The sequence below is a fragment of the Rhodococcus sp. 21391 genome (assembly GCF_016772255.1).
Classification (GTDB): domain Bacteria; phylum Actinomycetota; class Actinomycetes; order Mycobacteriales; family Mycobacteriaceae; genus Rhodococcus_F; species Rhodococcus_F opacus.
Genome location: NZ_CP063781.1, coordinates 1,945,862 through 1,964,470, shown reverse-complemented (window position 1 = coordinate 1,964,470; position 18,609 = coordinate 1,945,862). Strand labels below are relative to the sequence as shown.

Below are 18,609 nucleotides of genomic sequence, written 5' to 3'. Positions count from 1 at the left end.
AGGTATTCGGGTGATGTGATGTCACACCGGCTGATTTTCGTTCGCACTGACATGACGAACCGCGGCGGCAGAATGTGACAGACGACCGACAACGAAGTTCTGGCGCATCGCTTCGAGGAGAACCGGACGCACCTGTCGGCGGTCGCCTATCGGATGCTCGGCTCGATCAGCGAAGCGGAGGACGCCGTGCAGGAGGGCTGGCTCCGGCTCAGCCGTGCCGATACGTCGGATGTGGAGAACCTGCGTGGTTGGCTGACGACGGTCGTCGCCCGGGTATGCCTCGACATGCTCCGGTCACGGAAGACTCGCCGCGAGGAGCCACTCGACGTCCATGTGCCGGATCCGAGCGTGAGTGAGCTGGACGTGGCCGATCCCGAGCAGGAGGCGGTGCTCGGCGACTCGGTCGGACTCGCGCTGCTGGTCGTTCTCGACACGCTGACACCCGCCGAGCGGCTCGCATTCGTGTTGCACGACATGTTCGCCCTGTCCTTCGACGAGATCGCCCCGATCGCCGGACGCACCGCCGCCGCGTCCCGTCAGCTCGCGAGCCGCGCGCGCCGCCGCGTCCAGGGGTCGGGGCCCGTTCCGGATACCGACCCGACCCGGCAGCGCGAGGTGGTCGAGGCGTTCATGGCCGCCTCGCGGGCCGGCCGGTTCGACGACCTCCTCGCCCTGCTCGACCCGGACATCGTCCTGCGGGCAAACGGCGGCGCTGACGGATCCTCTCCCGTGCGCGGAGCCCGCGCCGTCAGCGAGCAGGCCCTCACCTTCTCGCGCTTCGCTCCGTTCGCCCGGCTCGCCCTGGTGAACGGCGCCGCCGGAGTCGTGACCGCACCCGAGGGAAAGGCCATGTCGGTCATGGCCTTCACCGTCGCAGGTGGGAAGATCGCACGGATCGACATCCTCGCCGACCGGCACCGCCTGCAGCGTCTCGGGACTCTCTTCCGTAGGCGACTGACGACCCCGCAGGTAGCGGCGGTTTTTTGTGCCCGATCCTGGGGATCTGAGCCGTCCTGCCAGTACCATGGTGGGACAGGTACGCCCTCGAGCACGGAGGTCACCCATGGAGCTCGGCACCGTCACTTTCACCTACGACGGGCGGGTAGCCCTTCGATTCCAGCAAGCGCTCTCGCACTCGCCGGAGAAGGTGTGGCGTGTTCTCACCGACCCGCAGTACCTGAAGGCCTGGTTCCCCGCCGACGTCGAGTTCGACCTCACTCCGGGTGCCGAACTCGTCTTCCGTGTGACGCCGGAGCAGGTGCGCCGATTCGGATTGCCCGCAGATCAGACCACCACGGGGACGGTCATCTCGGTGCATCCCGCGCACATCCTCGAATACCTGTGGGACGCCGAAACCCTGCACTGGGAACTCGTCCCCGACGGCAGCGGAGGCTGCTGGCTAACGCTCACCCACACCGTGGAAGAAGAGGAATCCGCCTACGCCCACGCCGCCGGCTGGCACGCGGGACTCGAGGTGGTAGAAGCGCAACTGGACGGCCGCGAAGTCGACTGGTCCCCGTGGGATCGGGCCGACGAACTCGCGGCGTCGTACCGCAAGACGTCCTGACCACCGGATTCACCGACGGGAGGAGTGCGTATCCCGGACAGCACGACCACACCGGCAGCGACCTTCGTCAAGGAGGTCACCGGCGAGGCGACGCGGCGTTGGGGTGTGCACGGCACCGACCTCGGCTGTCCCACACGCCTGGCCGACGGCAGAGTCGCGTTCTTCTTCGGCGACACGTTCAGCTCACGCGGCCGAAGCGGTAGACGGTGGCGCAGCCCCGTGATGTTGCGCTCCACCACAACCGATCTCCGGGGCGGCATCGAGTTCGAATCCGCGGCCGGCGGCCGGACGGCGACGGAGATCCTGCCGAACGCGCACGACGTCCGCGAACTCCCCGACCGGGAATCTGCGGGCAGCGAGTTCACCGTCGTTCCCGCCGACGCCGTCACGATCGGTGACCGGACCTATCTGTCCGTCGTCAGTGTGCACTCGTGGCGGTCGCGTGCGTGGCCGACGAACTTCACGTATCTCGCCTGGTCCGACGACGGCGGCGAGAACTGGCACCGCTCACCCGCCCGCTGGGACAACCGCGGTGGGTCACTCGACCAGCTGTGGACCATGGAACGGCACGACGGCTACGTCTACGTCGTCTCGAGCGCGTTCGACCGCACCAATCCGGGTGGGATGATCCTCCGGCGGGTCCCCGAATCGCGCATCCTCGAGCCCGGTGCCTACGAGGACTGGGGCTGGGACCGCGGTACGGGGTGGGCGTGGGGACAGCCCGCGACCCCGATCCTGCCGGGCCCCGTCGGGGAGATGTGCCTGCGACGGATCGACGGCACCTGGGTCCTCGCGTACTTCGATCCCACCGCGTACGCGATCGTAACCCGCACCGCGGACCGGATCGACGGACTCTGGTCGGAACCGACCGTGCAGGTCGCCGGGGGCGACTGGGGAGCGGCGGACGGCACGTGGGCGCAGATCTACGGCGGATTCATCCACCCGGGGTCCACGTTGGGCGAGCTGCATCTGCTTGTGTCGCAATGGAACACGACGACCGGCGACCCCTACCGCGTCCTGCAATTCACGACTCGACCGGGCGCCGGGTAGCTCGTCACCCCACGAGTTCCGACTCCGTCCACCGCCCCTCCCCTTCGAGTTCCACACCGCGGGAATGGAATTGATTGAGGGTACTGCGGTGGCCCACGCTCACCACGATGCTGTCCGGGAGTTCGGTCCTGAGCAGGGTGTAGAGCGTGTATTCGAGGCCCTCGTCGATGGCCGACGTGGCCTCGTCGAGGAAGATCACCGCGGGGCGTGCGATCAGCACCCGCGCGAACGCGAGACGCTGCTGCTCACCCGGCGACAGGATCCGCGTCCAGTCGGCGGTCTCGTCGAGCCGATCCCCCAGATTGCGGAGCGACACCTTCGACAGCGCGTCGCGCACGATGTCGTCGGACGCCGTCGGCTCTTTCGGGTACGCCAGCGCGGTCCGCAGCGAACCGAGCGGAAGGTACGGCCGCTGGGACAGGAAGATGGCCTCCCCCGCGGGCCGCGACACCGTGCCGTCGGCGTACGGCCACAGATCGGCGAGCGTGCGGAGCAGGGTGGTCTTGCCCGAGCCCGACGGGCCCTTGACCAGCAACGACTGCCCGGGGGTCACGGTGAGCTCGAGGCCCTCGATGAGGGTCTGCCCCGTCGGGATGCGCACGTCCAGCTTCTCGACCTGGAGGTCGTCGCCCGACTTGCCGGTCTTCAGGATCGGAAGTTCGGCGGCATGCTGGTTGTCGTTGGCCAGACCGTTCAGTCGGATGAGGGTGGCGCGGAAACTCGCGAAGTCGGCGTACGACTCACGGAAGAAGGACAGGGAGTCGTGGACCTGGCCGAACGCCTGCGACGTCTGCATCACGTCACCGAGCGACACCTGACCGGTGAACAGTCGCGGACCCTGCACGAGGAACGGGAAGATGACGGCCGTCTGGTTGACGGTGAGGTTCCATCCGCTGAACTTCAACGTCCGGAAAACGATCTGCCACATGTTCCGGATGACGTCCGCGAACCGTCCGGCGAGTGTGCGGCGCTCGACGTTCTCGCCGCGGTAGAACGCGATGCTCTCGCCGTACTCCCGCACCCGGATCAGCGCGTAGCGGAAGTTGGCACCCAGTTTCTCGTTGAGGAAGTTCAGCTTGATGAGCGGCTTGCCGATCCAGAACGCCACCACCGTGGTCACCAGTACGTAGATGTAGACGAGGAAGATCATCGCCCGCGAGATCTCGACGCCGAACACCGTCATCGGGCCGGACAGATCCCACAGGATTCCCGTGAACGACACGATCGACAGCACGGCGGTCACCGCGCCCATCGACAGCGAGCGGGACGTGGTCACGAAGTTGGTGATGTCGGCCTGGACGCGCTGGTCCGGGTTGTCGATCGCGTCGTCCAGGAACCGGTCACGGTAGTAGGCGCGGCTGTCGAGCCAGTCGTCGACGAGATGGTGGTTGAGCCACGTCCGCCAGTCGATGTCGAGGGTCTGCCCGATCAGGTACTCGATCAGGGCCCGCACCACGTGGACCGTCGCCAGAAGGGCGAATACGCGGAGGAAGTGCCAGAACGCCGATTCGTCCAGATTCTGGATCGAATCGTAGAAGTCGTTGTACCAGTAGGAGAACAGCACCGTCATCCGCACCGCGAAGACCGTCGACAGCAGCAACACCGCCAGGATGGTCAACGGCTTGAGGCTGCGCCGCGGATTGAAGTACGGCGCGGCGAAGCGCCAGAACTGCCTTCCCCATTTGGTGAACCGCGCGAGCAGTATCACTACGACGACGAACGCGACGACACTCATGACGTAGGCCTTGAGCAGCCACATTGCGCTGTCCCAGACGACGTTGTTCCAGTCCACGACCCATATCCCCGATCACGAGGTGAAACTCACCAGAAAAGATGGCGAAGTCTAACCCCGGACCTCGGTCGTCGGCGAGAGATACGCGCAGGACACGCGTCGATCCGCACCCACACGTCGCCCGATGTCCCATTTGGGCGGTTTCGCCGCACGGGTGGGACACCGGGCAGGGAGAACGGGCCCCGTCGACGGGGAGTCTACGAGTCCTTCTCGGGCTCAGGCTTTTTCAGGTTGCCCTCGTCGTCGACGTAATCGTCGAAGGCGGTACCCGACACCGTGCCGTCGGAGCCGGGCAGGACGACCGTCTCGCGGGCGCCCGGCTCGTAGCGGGCGTCGATCTCCTCCACCTTCTTCTTGGCTTCGGCAAGCGCCTCGTCGTCGGGACGGGGCACTTCGGTCTCGGCCTGCCGGCCGGAGTTCTTCTGCTCGGGTGCGTCTGCGCTCATTGTGCACGTCCGTTCCGTTTCGGAGATTCCAGACCGACCATACGCCGCAGCCACCAGTTGAACTACCGTTCAAAACCGTTCGGTGGCAAAGGAATGACGGGGCCGCTACTTCCGCGGCGGGAAGTGGCGGATGAGACCTTCCTGGACGACGGTGGCCAGCAACTCGCCCTCGAGGGAGAAGAACCGCCCCGTCGCGAGGCCGCGGGACCCCGCGGCGACCGGCGACTCGGTGGCGTAGAGCGTCCAGTCGTCGAACCGGAACGGCCGGTGGAACCAGATGGAATGGTTGACGGTGGCCGCGACGATCCGGTCCAGCCCCCACGACAATCCGTGGGTGGTGATGATGGAATCCAGGACCGTGGTGTCCGACGAGTAGCCCATGACGGCCACGTGTATCAGCGGGTCGTCCGGAAGGTCGCCGTCCGATTTCATCCAGACCCGGTTGTGGGTGAGCTTCTCCCCGGTGCCCTTCATGATCCAGGACGGGTCGTTCGCGTAACGCATGTCGATCGGTTTGAGGGCGTCGACGAACATCTTCAGCCGATCCTCGTAACCCAGGAAGTGGTCGCCCAGCGGCGGCAGCGTGTCCGGGAACGGGACGTCGGGCACCTCGACCGCATGCTCGAGACCCTTGCCCCAGTCCTGGAACGCCGCCAGCATGACGAACAGTTCCTCACCGTTCTGCAGCGCCGTGACCTGACGGTTCGCGAATGCCCGGCCGTCGCGGTGCCGCTCGACGCGGTATTCGATGGGTTCCTTGACGTCGCCGCCGCGGATGAAGTGGGCGTTGATCGCGTGCACGGCGCGCTCGCCGCTCACGGTGCGGCCGGCGGCGACCAGTGCCTGGGAAATCAACTGGCCGCCGAACGTCCGGCTCCCCACCTGCGCGGGATGCCGACCTCGGTACGTGTCCTCGCCGGTCCTCTCGAGATCGAGAAGTTCGAGCAGGGTCTGGAGATCGGTCTTCGCCGCGACTTCGCTCACCTAGTGGTCCTCTTCGCCGATTCTGTGGACGTGGATCAGGTTGGTCGAGCCTACGGTGCCGGGCGGCGACCCGGCCACGATGACTACCAGTTCCCCCTTCTGGTAGCGGCCCAACCCGAGCAGCGCGTGGTCGACCTGCCGCACCATGGCGTCGGTGCTCTCGACCGGGTCGACGATGAACGTCTCGGTGCCCCAGGTCAGCGACAACTGGCTGCGCACCTCCGGCAACGGGGTGAACGCCAGCAACGGCAGCGGAGTGTGCAGCCGCGCCAGGCGGCGCACCGTGTCCCCGGACTGGGTGAACGCGACCAGCGCCTTCGCGTCGAGGCGCTCCCCGATGTCGCGGGCGGCGTACGAGATGACACCCCGCTTGGTGCGCGGCACATGCGTCAGCGGCGGCACCTGGGTGGACTCGTTCTCCACCGCCTCGACGATCCGCGCCATCGTGCGCACCGTCTCCATCACGTACTTACCGACCGACGTCTCACCGGACAGCATCACCGCGTCCGCACCGTCGAGGACCGCGTTCGCGACGTCGGACGCCTCGGCGCGGGTGGGCCGCGAGTTCTCGATCATCGACTCGAGCATCTGGGTGGCCACGATGACCGGCTTCGCGTTCTCCCGGGCGATCTGGATCGCCCGCTTCTGCACCAGCGGCACCTGCTCGAGCGGCAACTCCACCCCCAGGTCACCGCGGGCGACCATCACCGCGTCGAACGCCAGCACGATCGCCTCGAGGTTGTCGATCGCCTCCGGCTTCTCGAGCTTCGCGATCACCGGGATCCGGCGACCGACCCGATCCATCACGGCGTGAACCAGTTCCACATCGGCCGGCGACCGCACGAACGACAGCGCGATGAAGTCGACGCCGAGGCCGAGCGCGAACTCGAGGTCGGCGATGTCCTTCTCCGACAGCGCCGGGACCGACACGTTCATCCCCGGCAGGGACACACCCTTGTTGTTGCTGACCGGGCCACCCTCGGTGACCCGGCAGATCACGTCGTTGCCCTCCACACCGGAGACGACGAGACCGACCTTGCCGTCGTCGACGAGCAGCCGGTCGCCGGGCTTGGCGTCCTCGGCGAGCTGCTTGTACGTGGTCGAGACCCGGTCGTGGGTGCCGTCGACGTCGTCGACGGTGATCCGCACTTCCTCACCGTTGGCCCACGTGGTGCGACCCTCGGCGAACCGGCCGAGCCGGATCTTCGGGCCCTGGAGGTCGGCGAGGACACCGACCGCCTTGCCCGTCGCGTCCGAGGCGGCCCGGACGCGTTTGTAGTTCTCCTCATGGTCGGCGTGTTCGCCGTGGCTGAAATTCAGCCGCGCCACGTCCATACCGCTTTCGACGAGCTCGCGAATACGGTCACCGGTGGCGGTAGCAGGTCCAAGTGTGCATACGATCTTCGTGCGTCGGTTCACGGCCTCGAGCCTAGTCGTCCCGCGCGCCCTTCTCCATTTAGACGACTGCCAGCGGGAGCGCCGTCGGATGCACCGGCGACGGGAGGTCCGACGCCCCGGTCAGATACACGTCGACGGCGTGCGCCGCGGACCTGCCCTCCGCGATCGCCCACACCACGAGCGACGCGCCGCGGTGCGCGTCCCCGCAGACGAAGACCCCGGGTGCGGTGGTCTGCCAATCCGGTCCGCAGGAGAGCGATCCGCGCCGGGTGGGCGACAGCCCGTAGTCGTCGAGCAGCGGTCCGAGATCGACACCCTCGAATCCGATCGCGAAAAGCGCCAGTTCGCAAGGCAATTCGATCTCCTCGCCGACCGGCGTGATGATGCGTGTGCCGTCCTCGCGGGTGACCCGGACCTCGGCGAGGACCATGGATCGGACGTTCCCGTTCTCGTCACCGAGGAAGCGTTGCACCGCGACCTGATACCGGCGGACACCGCCCTCGGCGTGCGCGGGCGACGTGCGCAGCACCATCGGCCACGCCGGCCACGGCGTCGCGGCCTCGTCCCGTTCCGTCGGCAACTCCGGGTTGTAGTCCAGCTGGGTCACCGACAGCGCGCCCTGGCGGTGCGCCGTTCCGAGGCAGTCGGCCCCGGTGTCGCCGCCGCCGATGATGACGACGTGCTTGCCCTTGGCGGTGATCGTCGCGGGACCGTCACCCTCGCATTCCTTGTTCGAGGTGACGAGGTGTTCCATCGCGAGGTGGATCCCGTTCAGCTCCCGGCCTTCGACGGTCGTGTTGTCACGGCCCCGGAGTGCGCCGATCGCGAGCACGACGGCGTCGAAGTTCTCGCGCATCTGCTCCACGGTGAGGTCGACGCCGACCTCGCAATCGGTGACGAAGTGCGTTCCCTCGGCGCGCATCTGCATCAGGCGCTGATCGAGGATCGCCTTCTCCATCTTGAATTCCGGGATGCCGTACCGCAGCAGTCCCCCGAGCCGGTCGTCGCGCTCGTAGACGGTGACGTCGTGCCCCGCCCGGGTCAGCTGCTGTGCCGCCGCGAGACCGGCCGGACCGGAACCGACCACCGCGACCTTGCGGCCCGTGGCGATCATCGGTGGCTTGGGCACCACCGTGCCGGACTCCCACGCGACGTCAGCGATGGCCTGTTCGATCCGCTTGATGGTGACGCTGCCGGTCGTGTGCGTGTCGGCGAGGGCGAGCACACACGCCGACTCGCACGGCGCCGGACACACCCGCCCCGTGAACTCCGGGAAGTTGTTGGTGGCATGCAGACGCTCACTGGCCGCCGACCAGCGGCCGCGCCGCACCAGGTCGTTCCACTCCGGGATCAGGTTGCCCAGCGGGCAGCCCGCACTTCCCGAGTGGCAGAACGGGATTCCGCAGTCCATACACCGTGCGGCCTGCTCGGACACCTCGGCGGCCCGCTCCGCCGGACTCTGCGGCGCGTACACCTCGTGCCAGTCGTGCACCCGCTCCGCGACCGGACGCTTGCGCGCCTCCTTCTTGACGATGTGCAGAAAGCCCTGCGGATCAGCCACGTGCCGCCTCCATGATCGCAGTGTCGACGTCGAGTCCCTCGGCCTTGGCGATCCGGGTCGCGTCCAGCACCCGCTGGTAGTCCACCGGCATCACCTTGGTGAACAACGCGGAGCGCCGGGGCCAGTCGGCGAGCACCGACGCCGCCACCGCGGAACCGGTCCACCGGTGGTGCCGGGTGACCGCGCCGCACAACCAGTCGAGGTCGTCCGGGTCGGGTTGCAGGAGCTTCACCATCGCCGGGTTCACGTCCTCGGGGTCGAGGTCGAGGACGTAGGCGATGCCGCCGGACATACCGGCCGCCATGTTCCGGCCGGTCGGTCCGAGGATCACGACCCGTCCGCCCGTCATGTACTCGCAGGCGTGGTCACCGACGCCCTCCACGACGGCCGACGCACCGGAGTTGCGCACCGAGAAGCGTTCGCCGACGCGGCCCCGGAGATACAGCTCGCCCGAGGTGGCGCCGTAGAGCAGGGTGTTGCCCGCGATCACCTGGGTTTCGGGGACGAACAGGACGTCGTCGGCGGGACGGACCACGATCCGCCCGCCCGACAATCCCTTGCCGACGTAGTCGTTGGCGTCACCGGTCAGGTCGATGGTGATACCCGGCGGCAGGAATGCGCCGAGCGACTGCCCGGCGGAACCGGTGAACGTGAGCCGGATCGTGTCGTCCGGCAGCCCGGCGGCGCCGTACCGGCGGGTGACCTCCGCGCCGAGCAGCGTGCCGACGGTCCGGTTGACGTTGCGCACCGGCATCTCGATCTCCACGGCGTGCGCGTCCTCGAGGGCGCCCTCGGCCAGTTGGATGAGCGTCCGGTCCAGCGCCCGGTCCAGTCCGTGGTCCTGATCGCGGTCCCGGCGCCGCTGCGGCAGCGGCGTCCCGTCCGGCCCGGTGGGCACGGCGAAGATCGGGGTCAGGTCGAGTCCGCGATTCTTCCAGTGCGCGATCCCCTGCGCGGTCTCGAGGACATCGGCGTGACCGACAGCCTCGTCGATGCTGCGGAACCCGAGGTCCGCCAGGTACCGGCGAACGTCCTCGGCGACGAAGCGGAAGAACTCCTCCACGAACTCTGGTTTGCCGGTATACCGCTTGCGGAGCTCCGGATTCTGGGTGGCGACACCGACCGGGCAGGTGTCGAGGTGGCAGACCCGCATCATGATGCAGCCCGCCACGATCAGCGGGGCCGTCGAGAACCCGAACTCCTCCGCACCCAGCAGCGCCGCGACCACGACGTCCCGCGCGGTGCGCATACCGCCGTCGCACTGGACAGTGATGCGATCGCGGAGACCGTTGAGCACCAATGTCTGCTGGGCGTCGGCCAGCCCGATCTCCCACGGCGCCCCGGCATGCTTCATCGACGTCAGCGGGGTGGCGCCGGTTCCGCCGTCGTTCCCGGAGATCAGGACCACGTCGGCGTGTGCCTTGCTGACACCTGCGGCGACCGTTCCCACACCCACCGAGCTGACCAGCTTCACGTGGACCCGGGCCCGGTCGTTGGCGTTCTTCAGGTCGTGGATCAGCTGGGCGAGATCCTCGATCGAGTAGATGTCGTGGTGCGGCGGCGGCGAGATCAGCCCGACCCCCGGCGTCGAGTGCCGGGTCTCCGCGACCCACGGATACACCTTGTACGCCGGCAACTGGCCGCCCTCACCGGGCTTGGCGCCCTGCGCCATCTTGATCTGGATGTCGCTGGCGTTGATCAGGTAGTCGCTGGTCACGCCGAACCGCCCGCTCGCCACCTGCTTGACGGCGCTGCGGCGCGACGGATCGTAGAGACGGTCGACGTTCTCGCCGCCCTCACCGGAGTTGGAGCGTCCGCCGAGATTGTTCATCGCGACGGCCATCGTCTCGTGAGCCTCGGCGGAGATCGAGCCGTAACTCATCGCGCCGGTGTTGAACCGGGTGACGATCCGCTCGACCGGTTCCACCTCGTCCAGCGGAACCGGCGGGCGCATCCCCTCCCGGAACGTGAACAGGCCGCGCAGCGCGCCACCGGCCTCGGCGAGGCGGTTCACCTCCTCGCTGTACTTCGCGAACACCTCGTGCTGACCGGTGCGGGTGGCGTGCTGCAGTAGGAACACCGTCTCCGGGGTGAACAGGTGCAGTTCGCCGTCGCGGCGGAACTGGTACTCGCCGCCGTCCGCGAGCCGCCGGTGGGCGAACTCGGCCGGGTTGTCCGGGTACGCCTGCCGGTGACGGACGGTGACCTCGCGGGCGATCTCGTCGAGACCGGCGCCGCCCAGCTTGCTGACGGTGCCCGTGAAGTACTCGTGGACGAGGTCGCCGTCCAGGCCGATCGCCTCGAACACCTGCGCCGCGGTGTACGAGCCGACGGTGGAGATGCCCATCTTCGACATCACCTTGAGCACACCCTTGCCGAGAGCGGTGAGGTAGTTCCGCACGGCGATCGTGTGCTCGACGCCGGTGAGTTCGCCCTCGGACACGAGGTCCTCGATCGACTCCATCGCGAGGTACGGGTTGACGGCGGCGGCGCCGTACCCGATGAGCAGCGCCAGGTGGTGGACCTCGCGGGCGTCACCGGATTCGACGACCAGCGCCACCTTGGTGCGTTCCTTGGTCCGCACCAGGTGATGGTGCACCGCGGCGACCGCGAGCAGCGACGGGATCGGCGCGCGGGTGTGGTCGGAGTCGCGGTCCGAGATCACCAGCGTCCGGTAGCCGTCCGCGATCGCGGCGCTCGCCTGAGCCCGCAATTCCTCGATCGCCTCGGCCATCCCCGCACCGCCGCGTTCCACGTCGTACAGCGCGCGCAGCACCGCCGCGGCCAGCCCCGGATGGTCGCCGTCCGCGTTGACGTTGATGATCTTGTTCAGCTCTTCGTTGTCGAGCACCGGCCACGGCAGCACGATCTGCCTGCACGACGCCGCGGTCGGCTCGAGCAGGTTCTGCTCCGGTCCCATGACCCGCGACAGCGACGTCACGATCTCTTCACGGATCGCGTCGAGCGGCGGGTTCGTGACCTGCGCGAACAATTCGACGAAGTAGTCGTAGAGCAGCCGCGAACGCTGCGACATGACGGCGATCGGCGTGTCCGTCCCCATCGAGCCGAGGGGCTCGCCGCCGGACGCGGCCATCGGCGCGAGCAGGATCCGCAGATCCTCCTCGGTGTACCCGAACGCCACCTGCCGTCGCACCACCGACTCGTGGTTGTGCTGCGCGTGCGGGCGATCCGGCAGCGTCTTCAGTTCGAGCAGACCGGCGTAAAGCCACTCGGCGTACGGCTGCTCCGCCGCGAGCCGCATCTTGATCTCCTCGTCGGGCACGATCCGGCCCTCGGACGTGTCGACCAGGAACATCTGCCCCGGCTCGAGGCGGCCCTTCGCCACGACCTCCGCCTGCGGGACGTCGAGGACACCGCTCTCGCTCGCGAGGACCACCCGCCCGTCGACGGTCTGCCACCAGCGTCCCGGACGCAGGCCGTTGCGGTCCAGCACGGCGCCGACCACGGTCCCGTCGGTGAACGTCACACACGCCGGTCCGTCCCACGCCTCCATCAGCGACGCGTGGAACTGATAGAACGCCCGACGGTCGGGGCACATCGACGTGTCGTTCTCCCACGCCTCCGGCACCATCATCATCACCGCGTGTGCCACGCTGCGGCCGGCGAGGTGCAGCAATTCGAGGACCTCGTCGAACGACGCCGAATCCGACGCGTCGGGGGTGCAGATCGGATACAGCCTGCGCAGGTCGCCCGGGATCACCGAACTCGACAGCAACGCCTCGCGGGCGCGCATCCGGTTCCGGTTGCCGCGGACCGTGTTGATCTCACCGTTGTGCGCGACGAACCGGAACGGATGCGCGAGCGGCCAGGACGGGAACGTGTTGGTCGAGAACCGGCTGTGCACGATCGCGATCGCACTCGCCATCCGCGGGTCGCGCAGGTCCGGGTAGTACCGGGACAGCTGGGACGTGGTCAGCATTCCCTTGTAGACGACGGTCCGGCTCGACAGGGACGGGAAGTACACGCCGCTGCCCTCGGACTCGACCTCGGGAGTGACCTGCTCGGCCCGCTTACGCAGCGCGTAGACCAGGCGGTCGAGTGCCAGCCCGCCGGGCCGGACCCCGCCGACGGAGGGTGCGGTGACGAACAACTGGCTCATGTGCGGTGCGCAGGCCCGGGCCGTGGAGCCGACGTCCGCGCCGTCCGGATCGACGGGCACCCGACGCCAGCCGAGGATCTCGAGCCCCTCCTCGGCCGCGAGGTCGGACACGCGTCGTTGCGCGGCCGCCCGTGCCTGCGCGTCCTGCGGGAGGAAGCAGATTCCCGCCGCGTACGTGCTGCCGCCGTCCTCGAGCGGCGCCGGGAGATCGAAGTCGACGACGTCCCCGAAAAATTCGGTGGGGAGCTGGAGGAGGATGCCGGCGCCGTCGCCGCTGTTCGGTTCCGATCCTGCCGCACCGCGGTGCTCGAGATTCTCGAGTGCGAGGAGTCCGTCGGAGACGATGGAGTGTGAGCGGCGGCCGTGCACGTCCGCGACCATGGCGACGCCGCAGGAATCGACTTCCTGGTCCGGGTCGTACAAGCCCTGGGGACCGGGCAACTGAGAGAACAGCACCGATATACCTCCACATCGGCCAGGAAGACCACCAGTGTGCGCTCCGCACGTGCTGTCGGCGGCCTCCGCTAGCGGGGTCGCCACGACGGGCGCTAACTGCTTTTCGGGGGTCTACCGGGACAGCATCGGCCCGTGAAGGTTGTAACCGGACATACATCCGGCGCGCTCAGCTTACCAGGACCGATACCTCGCGAGATATGCCGAATCCGGCCCCGGAAAGCACTGTGGCCCGTGTCGCATCAGCAACACGGGCCACAGTTCGGTCGGGGATCGTCACTGCTCCCGCAGGGGTCGACCGTACTTGTCCTTCACGCTCCCTGTCAGCATCATGATGCCGTCGACCAGCGGCCAGATTCCGCCGATTCCACAGGTGAGCCACGTGACGGCGATCTGCGCCACGGCGATGCCGGGCTGGTTCAGGTAGAACCGTCCGACTCCGAAACCGCCGAGGAAGATCTGCAGCAGGCCGGCGGTCAGCTTGGACTTGTCGGAGTACGGCTCACCCGTCAGTGGATGCCTGCCGAACGGCGCCGACGGGTCGGCGTACGCGTTGTAGCCGGCGGGGGCGTATCCGGGTGGCGGGAATCCCTGCTGGGGGTAACCCTGCTGCTGTCCGTACCCTGGCTGCTGGTATCCGGGCTGCTGGTAGTCCTGGGACGACTGCGGAGCCCCGTACTGCGCGCCGTAATTGGGGTCGGGTGCGCCGTAAGTGGGACCGTCCGGTTGCTGCTGGGGCTTCTCGTATCCGGTGTACGGCGCGGTCGGCGAAGTCGGCTCGCCCACGTTCGGGAACGGAGCCGTCGGCTCGGTGCCGCTCGGCGACGGGTAGGTGGGCGTGGACCCCCAGCCCGGGCCGTTACCGACACCGGAGTAGGTGTCCCAGCCCGGTCCGGTGCCGGACGAACCCGGTGACGGCGTCGCGTCCGACGTGGCCGGCGGCTGGGACAGCGAGGCCTCGGCGGTGGCGTCGTAATCGAAGGGTGAGCCGAACTCGGGCAGGCTCGACTCGGTGCTGTTCTCGGTGCCGTCGCTGCTCTTCCCCAGGTCGACCTTGTGTGCGTCCTCGGATGCACCCTTGCCGGAATCGTCGGATGCTTTCCCCGGTTCAGTCATTCGCGTCATCCTTCTTGCTGTCGATGGTCTTCGTGCCCGCTTCGCCGCCGGTACTCGCAGTACTCGCGGCCTTGTCGTCCGATACCGGCTCCGACGCGGGCGCGTCCTCGTCAGTGCCCTCGTCCTCGATGTTCTTCGCGGGCTCCTTCTCCGTGGTCTCGCTGTCGACCGGTTCGCCGTCGGCAGGCCGCAATTCGGCCGGGTCCTCACGGCCCTTCGTGGCGGCGAAGAAGTACACCAGGGCCGCGACGAACACCAGGGCGGAGGTGAACGAGTTCACGCGGACACCGGCGATAAGGCTCGCGTGGTCGCTGCGCATCAGTTCGATCCAGAAGCGGCCGGCGCAATATCCGGCCACGTACAGGGCGAAGAGGCGGCCGTGACCGATGCGGAAGCGGCGATCGACCCACACGAGGAGGAGAACGATCAGCACGTTCCACAGCGCCTCGTACAGGAACGTCGGATGCACCACGAACGCGACCTCGCCGGTCGACACCCCGTCGATCAGCTGCGGTGAAACCTGGCCCACGTCGTTGCGCCGCTCGAAGATCTCGAGCCCCCACGGCACGTCGGTCTCGCGACCGTAGAGTTCCTGGTTGAAGTAGTTTCCGAGCCGGCCGATCGCCTGCGCCAGCAAGATTGCGGGCGCGACCGCGTCGCCGAGCGCAGGCAGCGGGATGCCGCGGCGACGACAACCGATCCAGGCGCCGACGCCGCCGAGCGCCACGGCGCCCCAGATGCCGAGGCCGCCCTGCCACACCTTCAGGGCGTCGACGGGGTCGCCGCCCTCCCCGAAGTACGTCGGCCAGTCGGTCATCACGTGGTAGAGACGGCCGCCGATCAGGCCGAACGGCACCGCCCAGATGGCGATGTCGAGGACGGTGCCCTTCTCGCCGCCGCGGGCGACCCAGCGACGGTCGCCCCACACGATCGCGACGACGATCCCGACGATGATGAACAGCGCGTACGCGCGCAGGGCCACCGGTCCGACATACCAGACACCTTGAGGCGGACTCGGAATGTAGGCCAGTACGTCCACAGTGGAAGTCACGACGCCACGGTAGCGGAGCGAACACCCTCGGCGAGTTCCTTCGTGAGCGAGCGCACCGCGTCCAGACCGCTCTCCGCGGCCGTGACCAGCGCAGATCCGACGATGACCGCGTCGGCGTACGCGGCGATCTCGGCGGCCTGCGCGCCGGAGCGGACACCCAGTCCGACACCCACCGGGATGTCCGAGTGGGCGCGGATGCGGGCCGACAGCTCGGGTGCCATCGACGACACCGCGTCACGGGCGCCGGTGACACCCATCGTGGACGCGGCATACACGAAGCCGCTGCTGGCGTCGAGGGTCATCGCGAGGCGTTCCTCGGTCGACGACGGCGCCACCAGGAAGATCCGGTCGAGGTCGTGTTCCTTCGACGCGGCGATCCACTCGCCGGCCTCCTCGGGGATCAGGTTGGGCGTGATCAGGCCGAGTCCACCCGCGCTCGCCAGGTCGCGGGAGAACTTGTCGACCCCGTACTGCAGGACCGGATTCCAGTACGTCATCACGACGGCCTTGCCGCCCACGGAGGCGATCGCCTCGACGACGGTGAACACGTCACGCACCCGGACGCCGTTCCGCAGCGCCGTCTCGGCAGCCGCCTGGATGGTGGGCCCGTCCATCACCGGGTCGGAGTAGGCGATGCCGACCTCGACGATGTCGCAACCGGATTCGACCATCGCCTTGAACACGTCGATGGACTCCTGCACGGTGGGGAAACCGGCCGGGAGGTACCCGACGAGCGCGGCGCGCTTCTCCTCGCGGCACTGCGCGAACGTCGGGGCGAGGCGCGAGAGTCGTTCGCTCACTTGGCCGAACCTTCCTTGTCAGTCGTGGTGGTCTCGGTCGAATCGTCGGGATCGAACAGTCCGAACCACTTGGCGGCCGTGTCCATGTCCTTGTCGCCGCGCCCGGACAGGCTGATGACGATGATCGCGCCCTCCCCCAGTTCGCGGCCCAGTCGCAGCGACCCGGCGACGGCGTGGGCGGACTCGATGGCGGGGATGATGCCCTCACGCTCGGACAGCAGACGCAGCGCGTCCATGGCCTCCGTGTCGGTGACCGGCTCGTAGGTGGCGCGACCGATGTCCTTGAGGAGCGCGTGCTCCGGTCCGACACCGGGGTAGTCGAGGCCCGCGGAGATCGAGTGCGACTCGATGGTCTGGCCGTCCTCGTCCTGCAACAGGTACGAGTACGCGCCCTGGAACGCGCCCGGGGTGCCCGCCGCGAACGTGGCGGCGTGCCGCCCGGTCTCGACGCCGTCACCGGCGGCCTCGTAGCCGACGAGCCGCACGGCCGGGTCGTCGAGGAACGCGTGGAAGATGCCGATGGCATTGGAACCGCCGCCGACGCAAGCCGTCACCGCGTCGGGCAGCCGGCCCGTCAGCGCCTGCACCTGGGCACGCGCCTCCAGACCGACGACGCGCTGGAAGTCGCGGACGATGGTCGGGAACGGGTGCGGCCCGGCAGCGGTGCCGAAGCAGTAGTACGTGTTGTGGGCGTTGGTGACCCAGTCGCGCAGCGCCTCGTTGATGGCGTCCTTCAGGGTCCTCGACCCCGACTCGACCGACACCACCGAGGAGCCCAGCAACCGCATGCGGGCGACGTTCAGCGCCTGCCGCTCGGTGTCGACGGCACCCATGTAGATGACGCATTCGAGGCCGAGGAGCGCGCAGGCAGTGGCGGTGGCGACACCGTGCTGGCCGGCGCCGGTCTCCGCGATGATGCGGGTCTTGCCCATGCGCTTGGCGAGCAGCACCTGACCGAGCACGTTGTTGATCTTGTGCGAGCCGGTGTGGTTGAGGTCTTCGCGCTTGAGGATGAGCCGCGCCCCACCGGCGAACTCGCTCATCCGTGTCGCCTCGAAGATCGGGGACGGACGGCCGGTGTAGTCGCGCTGGAGACGATCGAGTTCGTTCAGGAACGCGTCGTCGGCGCGGGCCTTCTCGTACTCGGCGGTGACCTCCTCGATCACTGCCATCAGGGCCTCGGGCACGTGCCGTCCGCCGTACACACCGAAGTGTCCTCCGGCGTCGGGGTCGTGCGTCGTGCGCTCGGCGATTCCGGCGCTGGCAGTCGGCAGATTGCCACCCTTGAAGACGGTTTCCTGATTACGTGAAGTCACAGGTCCAGTCTGCCCCAACGCCGGGTTCCGCCGCCGTCCGGGTCAGTTCCTCCGGCGCAACGTCAGCGTGACGGCTTGGGGCAGGACGGGTGAGCGCCGGCGTTGACCAGATCGGCCACCGCCTTGCGCGGATCCCCGCTGGTGACGAGGCCTTCGCCGACCAGCACCGCGTCGGCTCCCGCACCGGCGTAGGCCAGCAGGTCGGCCGTGCCGCGCACGCCGGACTCGGCGATCTTGATGGTCTCGGTGGGCAGCCCGGGAGCGATCTCGCCGAACGTGTTCTTGTCGACCTCGAGCGTCTTGAGATTGCGGGCGTTGACACCGATGACCTTGGCGCCCGCCTCGAGCGCACGGTTGGCCTCTTCCTCGGTATGGACCTCGACGAGGGCCGTCATGCCCAGCGACTCGGTGCGGTCGATCAGCGACGCGAGCGCGTCCTGCTCGAGGGCGGCGACGATGAGCAACACGACATCGGCGCCGTGCGCGCGGGCCTCGTGGATCTGATACGGCCCGACGATGAAGTCCTTGCGGAGGATCGGGATGCTCACCGCGCGGCGGACGGCGTCGAGGTCCGCGAGGGACCCCTGGAACCGGCGCTCCTCGGTGAGCACGCTGATCACCCGGGCGCCACCGGCCTGGTAGGCGGCGGCCAACTCGGCGGGATCGGTGATGTCGGCGAGCGCGCCCTTCGAGGGGCTGGCCCGCTTGACCTCGGCGATGACTCCGATGCCCGGCTCGAGCAGGGCGGCCGCGGCATCGAGGGCCGGCGGTGCGGCAGCGGCGGCAGCCTTGACTGCGGCGAAGTCAAGGACGGCTTCGCGGGCGGCGACGTCGGCGCGCACCCCGTCGAGAATCGAGTCGAGAACGGTCATCGTGGCCCGAGTCCTTTCTGGGCAGAAACCCGATGTGAGGAACATCATCAGGGGTGAAGTCAGCCTAGATGGCACTCTGATTC

Annotated in this window: 13 protein-coding genes and 1 pseudogene; 3 read left to right on the top strand and 11 right to left on the bottom strand. The window is 68.2% G+C overall.

Annotated features, from left to right (window positions below):
• Positions 1 to 99: 99 nt before the first annotated feature.
• The 3 genes and pseudogenes from GO592_RS09320 to GO592_RS09310 form a co-directional block, all read left to right on the top strand.
• Positions 100 to 933, top strand: a pseudogene (locus GO592_RS09320) (sigma-70 family RNA polymerase sigma factor); the annotation flags it as partial.
• Positions 934 to 1,063: 130 nt separating this feature from the next.
• Positions 1,064 to 1,567 (top strand): SRPBCC family protein, encoded by a 504-nt coding sequence (locus tag GO592_RS09315; RefSeq protein ID WP_005260370.1) that lies wholly within the window; start codon positions 1,064 to 1,066, stop codon positions 1,565 to 1,567.
• 24 nt (positions 1,568 to 1,591) lie between these two features.
• Positions 1,592 to 2,617: a DUF4185 domain-containing protein gene (locus GO592_RS09310; protein ID WP_007295819.1), complete on the top strand. Its 1,026-nt coding sequence runs from the start codon at positions 1,592 to 1,594 to the stop codon at positions 2,615 to 2,617.
• A gap of 4 nt (positions 2,618 to 2,621) precedes the next feature.
• Here the strand turns inward: GO592_RS09310 and GO592_RS09305 are convergent, their stop codons facing one another.
• From GO592_RS09305 to trpC, 11 genes are all read right to left on the bottom strand, one after another.
• Complete coding sequence (locus tag GO592_RS09305; RefSeq protein WP_007295820.1) at positions 2,622 to 4,409, bottom strand: ABC transporter ATP-binding protein/permease; 1,788 nt, start codon at positions 4,407 to 4,409, stop codon at positions 2,622 to 2,624.
• A gap of 197 nt (positions 4,410 to 4,606) precedes the next feature.
• Positions 4,607 to 4,855, bottom strand: coding sequence for a hypothetical protein (locus GO592_RS09300; protein WP_007295821.1), 249 nt, complete (start codon positions 4,853 to 4,855; stop codon positions 4,607 to 4,609).
• Between the two features lie 105 nt (positions 4,856 to 4,960).
• Positions 4,961 to 5,839, bottom strand: coding sequence for an acyl-CoA thioesterase (locus GO592_RS09295; RefSeq protein ID WP_005260362.1), 879 nt, complete (start codon positions 5,837 to 5,839; stop codon positions 4,961 to 4,963).
• The gene (gene pyk / locus GO592_RS09290) at positions 5,840 to 7,258 is read right to left on the bottom strand and encodes a pyruvate kinase (protein ID WP_005260360.1); all 1,419 of its coding nucleotides are present in this window, start codon (positions 7,256 to 7,258) and stop codon (positions 5,840 to 5,842) included.
• 37 nt (positions 7,259 to 7,295) lie between these two features.
• Complete coding sequence (locus GO592_RS09285; protein WP_005260358.1) at positions 7,296 to 8,798, bottom strand: glutamate synthase subunit beta; 1,503 nt, start codon at positions 8,796 to 8,798, stop codon at positions 7,296 to 7,298.
• On the bottom strand, positions 8,791 to 13,374 hold the full coding sequence (gene gltB / locus GO592_RS09280; protein ID WP_007297387.1) for a glutamate synthase large subunit: 4,584 nt from the start codon (positions 13,372 to 13,374) through the stop codon (positions 8,791 to 8,793). The genes GO592_RS09285 and gltB overlap by 8 nt, the downstream gene beginning before the upstream one ends.
• Positions 13,375 to 13,647: 273 nt before the next feature.
• Positions 13,648 to 14,487, bottom strand: a complete 840-nt coding sequence (locus tag GO592_RS09275; RefSeq protein ID WP_007297388.1) for a TM2 domain-containing protein — start codon at positions 14,485 to 14,487, stop codon at positions 13,648 to 13,650.
• On the bottom strand, positions 14,480 to 15,538 hold the full coding sequence (gene lgt / locus GO592_RS09270; protein WP_039951265.1) for a prolipoprotein diacylglyceryl transferase: 1,059 nt from the start codon (positions 15,536 to 15,538) through the stop codon (positions 14,480 to 14,482). Before lgt ends, GO592_RS09275 begins: the two co-directional genes overlap by 8 nt.
• Positions 15,535 to 16,338 carry a tryptophan synthase subunit alpha gene (trpA, locus tag GO592_RS09265; protein ID WP_007297390.1) on the bottom strand — a complete coding sequence of 268 codons (804 nt, stop codon included), beginning with the start codon at positions 16,336 to 16,338 and terminating at the stop codon, positions 15,535 to 15,537. The genes lgt and trpA overlap by 4 nt, the downstream gene beginning before the upstream one ends.
• Positions 16,335 to 17,654, bottom strand: a complete 1,320-nt coding sequence (gene trpB / locus GO592_RS09260) for a tryptophan synthase subunit beta (RefSeq protein WP_005260350.1) — start codon at positions 17,652 to 17,654, stop codon at positions 16,335 to 16,337. Before trpB ends, trpA begins: the two co-directional genes overlap by 4 nt.
• Positions 17,655 to 17,716: 62 nt before the next feature.
• On the bottom strand, positions 17,717 to 18,526 hold the full coding sequence (trpC, locus tag GO592_RS09255) for an indole-3-glycerol phosphate synthase TrpC (protein ID WP_005260348.1): 810 nt from the start codon (positions 18,524 to 18,526) through the stop codon (positions 17,717 to 17,719).
• Positions 18,527 to 18,609: the final 83 nt, after the last annotated feature.